Origin of the sequence: Solidesulfovibrio sp. C21 (genome assembly GCF_047785625.1) — a bacterium.
In the GTDB taxonomy this organism is placed as follows: domain Bacteria; phylum Desulfobacterota; class Desulfovibrionia; order Desulfovibrionales; family Desulfovibrionaceae; genus Solidesulfovibrio.
Genome location: NZ_JBLODY010000144.1, coordinates 1 through 3839, shown reverse-complemented (window position 1 = coordinate 3839; position 3839 = coordinate 1). Strand labels below are relative to the sequence as shown.

Below are 3839 nucleotides of genomic sequence, written 5' to 3'. Positions count from 1 at the left end.
CTCCGGCGTCACAACAGGGAAAAGTTTTTGGGAGGGGAGAGCGCGAGAGGGGGACCCTTTTTTCAAAAAGGGTCCCCCTCTCGCCCCTTCCTCTTCAAATTCAAAAAAGGGTTTCCCTTTCGCGGGGCAACCCCTGTCGACACGACTGACGCTCCGCGTTATCGTGTGTTCAAGGCGCGAATTGCGCCAACCTTCAAGGACGCGCTATGCCGCTTAAATCCGATTGCTGCCCACTGGCCACGCCGCTGTTACTTACAGGCCTCAATCCCAGGGAACGTCTGCACAACATCATCGGTGCGGCCCCGCCGGCCGTGCGCACGGCCATCGCCGACCTCATGCTTTCCATCAAGACGTCCCTGGACGTGTTGCCCGGCCTGGCCGAAATTCCGGACCCGGACCAGCCGATTACAAGCTGGGAGTCGCTGTTGACCGCCCTGACCTCGGTGCGTCGGGAACTCGACATCGTCAAGGCCCACAAGATCGAGGGCCTCACGCGGGCCAATCCCGGTTTCGTCCAACTCGAATACCGTTGCGGCAAGCTGAAAAAGGCCCATGACAAGGCCGCGCTCATGCTGGAGATCCTCTACGAGCTTATAAACGCCGGCCAGGATTTCCAGACCGCCGCCGAGATTCTGGAGCAAAGCGCCGAGGTGCTGCTCAAGGAGCTCAAGGGCGACCTCTACGTCTGCCGGCTGCACGACGAGCGGGGCAACTGGGTCAACATCGCGGCCAACACCCACACCGGCCGGGCCACGCCCATTTTCGTGCGCTTCATGGAAGAGACGTTGCCCCACCATCCGGTCATGCGCTCCGTGGCCGATCCCGAGGCACTCTTTGTGGTCTCCAACAATCTGCACGGGCCCGAGCACGGCGGCGAATCCATCGACTGCGTGCCGTACCTGGAGGGATTTCGCTGCCGGCTGGTGTTTTTCCTGCGCGAACCGGCGGGCAAGGCTTTCGGCCTGATCATGCTGTATTCGAAGAAGCCCAGGTTTTTCGACCGCTACGAATCCGATTTCCTGGCCGACTGCGCCCGCATCGTGTCCCTGACCGTGGGCCGGCGCATGGAACTCGGGCGCGACGCCCTGGCCAAGGCCGCCGGCGGCATGGCCCATGTGGGCAACAACGTGCTGGCCATCATGAAAAACGCGGCCGAGTTGATTCTGGAGGAGGATGAGGAGTTTCTCGACAACGAGGACGACATCGCCACGGCCATGATCGCCGAGGCCATGCAGCTGGTGCCCGGGCCCTGGCCGCCCCTGGGGCAGGCCGCCATGCGCCATCTGTTCGGCCTGGCCGTGGAGCGCATCGATGTCGAGAAGAAGATGCAGTACGTCAACCTGATCGTGGAAAACATCAACCGCCTCAAGGGGGCCATCGCCAACCTGATCAAAGCGGTGGAGAAGCCGATTCTCATGCCCTATGTCGGCGGTGAGGAAGTGCTCGATCTCGAACCGGAAAAAGACGGGGGCGACAACGCCTGACGCTCTCCGTTGGTCACGTCCCTGAAAACGGAAAAAAGTTTTTTGGAGGGGAGAGCGCGAGAGGGGGACCCTTTTTTCCAAAAAGGGTCCCCCTCTCGCACGCTTTTCACTTCCTTCTCTTTCCCCTCAGGCGTGGACGTCCGGCAGGGCGCCGATTTCCGCCTTGGTGGCGGCAAGCGTCACTTCCCCGTCCTTGTAGCCGGAAACCAGCCCGGCCGGGATCTGGACTTCGCGCGCGCCCCACAGATGGCCCTGGCGCAGCAGCAGATGGGTGATGCGGCCGGAATGCTTGTCCGCCAGCACGCCGTCCACCCGGCCTACCTTGCCGTCGCTGGCCAAAACGGTCTCGTGGCCGACCAGGGCCACGGAGCCTTCCGGCGTGGCCGGATGCTCCACGCTCAAACTGGCCGGAGACAGCGGCAGTTTCACGTGCTCGTCCTTGGCCAGTCCCAGGAAAAACATCGGCGAGTAATAGTCCGTCTGGATGTATTCCCGGCATTCCGACGCTTTTTTGCGGGAAATCGACAGGTACAGCGCGCCGTCCTGGGTCTTGGCGATGTATTTCTCCGCCACCAGCCGCAACGTGTTGGGCAAGGCCTCTTCCCGAAGAACCACATGGGTGGCCCTGCCCGTTTCCGGGTTGACGATGACGCGTTCGACGCTTCCGACGAGCCCGTCGGTTGCGTGAACCGGGGCGGAGAGGGCAAGGTCGATAGCCTGTTCAGGCATGGGCGAAGCCTCCATGAGCGGGTTGTTGCGGCCAAATTCCACGGCGTTCCTTGCCGTGTAGCCTCACCGGGTATAAGGAAAACGCATGGCTGGTCAAGCCGTGCACGATCCTTCCGCTCCCGCCGCACTTCCAACCGCTCGAGGGACCCATGGCGCTTTTCATTGTGATTCTGCTTGGCACCTGTCACGCCATCGGTGTCGCTTCGGCGGCCCGGGCGCTTTTCACCGCCCGCTCGCCGCAAGGCTCCATGGCCTGGGTCATGGGCATGATCACCTTTCCGTACGTGGCCGTGCCGCTGTACTGGGTGCTCGGCCGCAACCGTTTCCAGGGCTACGTGGCTTCCCGTCGCGAAGGCGACAGGATGGTCGGGAGGCTGGCCCCGGAGATCGACCAGTTCAAGGCCTTTCCCGATGCCTCCGCGCCGGGGCTGCCCGGGTTTTTTCCGGTCATCGAGCGGCTGGCCGAACTGCCCTTCACCAAGGGCAACGCCGTGGAGCTTTTGATCGACGGGCAGGCCACCTTCGACGCCATTTTCGCGGCCATCGACGCGGCCGAGTCGTATGTGGCGGTCCAGTTCTTCATCATCCGCGACGACGAGATCGGCCGGGCCCTCAAGGACCACCTTGTGGCCAAGGCCCGGGCCGGCGTGGCCGTGTACGTGCTCTACGACGAAATCGGCAGCCATTCCCTTGACGCGGCCTATATCGACGGCCTGCGCCAGGCCGGGGCCGAAGTGTCGGCGTTTAACACCACGCTCGGCTGGCGCAACCGGCTCCAGCTCAACTTCCGCAACCACCGCAAGATCGTGGTGGTGGACGGCAGGACGGCCTTTGTCGGCGGCCACAACGTCGGGGATGAATACATGGGCAAAAGCCTGCGCTTCGGCCATTGGCGCGACACCCACGTGCGCTGCCAGGGGCCGGCGGTCACCCTTGTCCAGCTCACCTTCGCCGAGGACTGGTACTGGGCCACCCGGACCACGCCCAAGCTCGACTGGGAACTGCGCCGCGCGCCCGACGGCGACATGCCCGTGCTGGTGCTGCCCACCGGGCCGGCCGACGACATCGAATCCTGCGACCTCTATTTCTTCCAGTCCATCGCCGCCGCGAAAAAACGCCTCTGGATCGTCAGCCCCTATTTCGTGCCGGACCGGGAAATCATCTCCGCCCTGCAACTGGCCGTGCTGCGCGGCGTGGACGTGCGCATCATGCTGCCCCAAAAGCCCGACCACAAACTGGTCTATCTGGCCTCGTTCTCCTACCTTTCGGACCTGGAGACCCTGGGCGTCAAATTCTACCGCTACACCAACGGCTTCCTGCACCAGAAGGTGATCCTGGTCGACGACGTCATGGCCTCGGTCGGCACGGCCAACTGCGACAACCGCTCCTTTCGCCTCAATTTCGAGATCAGCATGGCCGTGGCCGACCCGGCGTTTATCCGCGCCGTCGAAGCTATGCTCCTGACCGACTTCACCTTCTGCCAGCCCGTCAGCGCCGACGACTACGAGGAACGCTCGTTTGTGTTCAAGACCGGCGTTATGCTCAGCCGCCTGCTCTCGCCCATTTTGTAGGAAGGAAAAGCGCCGGGGGAGGGGACCCCTTTTTGAAAAAAGGGGTCCCCTCCCC

At 63.1% G+C, this 3839-nt stretch carries 3 protein-coding genes; 2 read left to right on the top strand and 1 reads right to left on the bottom strand.

Annotated features, from left to right (window positions below):
- The first annotated feature begins 206 nt into the window (after window positions 1–206).
- Window positions 207–1484 (top strand): histidine kinase, encoded by a 1278-nt coding sequence (locus tag ACMZ6R_RS20215; RefSeq protein WP_416114755.1) that lies wholly within the window; start codon window positions 207–209, stop codon window positions 1482–1484.
- A gap of 126 nt (window positions 1485–1610) precedes the next feature.
- On the opposite strand, the gene ACMZ6R_RS20210 is transcribed toward ACMZ6R_RS20215, so the two are convergent.
- Complete coding sequence (locus ACMZ6R_RS20210) at window positions 1611–2213, bottom strand: hypothetical protein (RefSeq protein ID WP_416114754.1); 603 nt, start codon at window positions 2211–2213, stop codon at window positions 1611–1613.
- Window positions 2214–2362: 149 nt separating this feature from the next.
- Here ACMZ6R_RS20210 and cls point away from each other — a divergent pair, with 149 nt between their 5' ends.
- Window positions 2363–3784 (top strand): cardiolipin synthase, encoded by a 1422-nt coding sequence (cls, locus tag ACMZ6R_RS20205; RefSeq protein ID WP_416114753.1) that lies wholly within the window; start codon window positions 2363–2365, stop codon window positions 3782–3784.
- The last annotated feature ends 55 nt before the right edge of the window (window positions 3785–3839 follow it).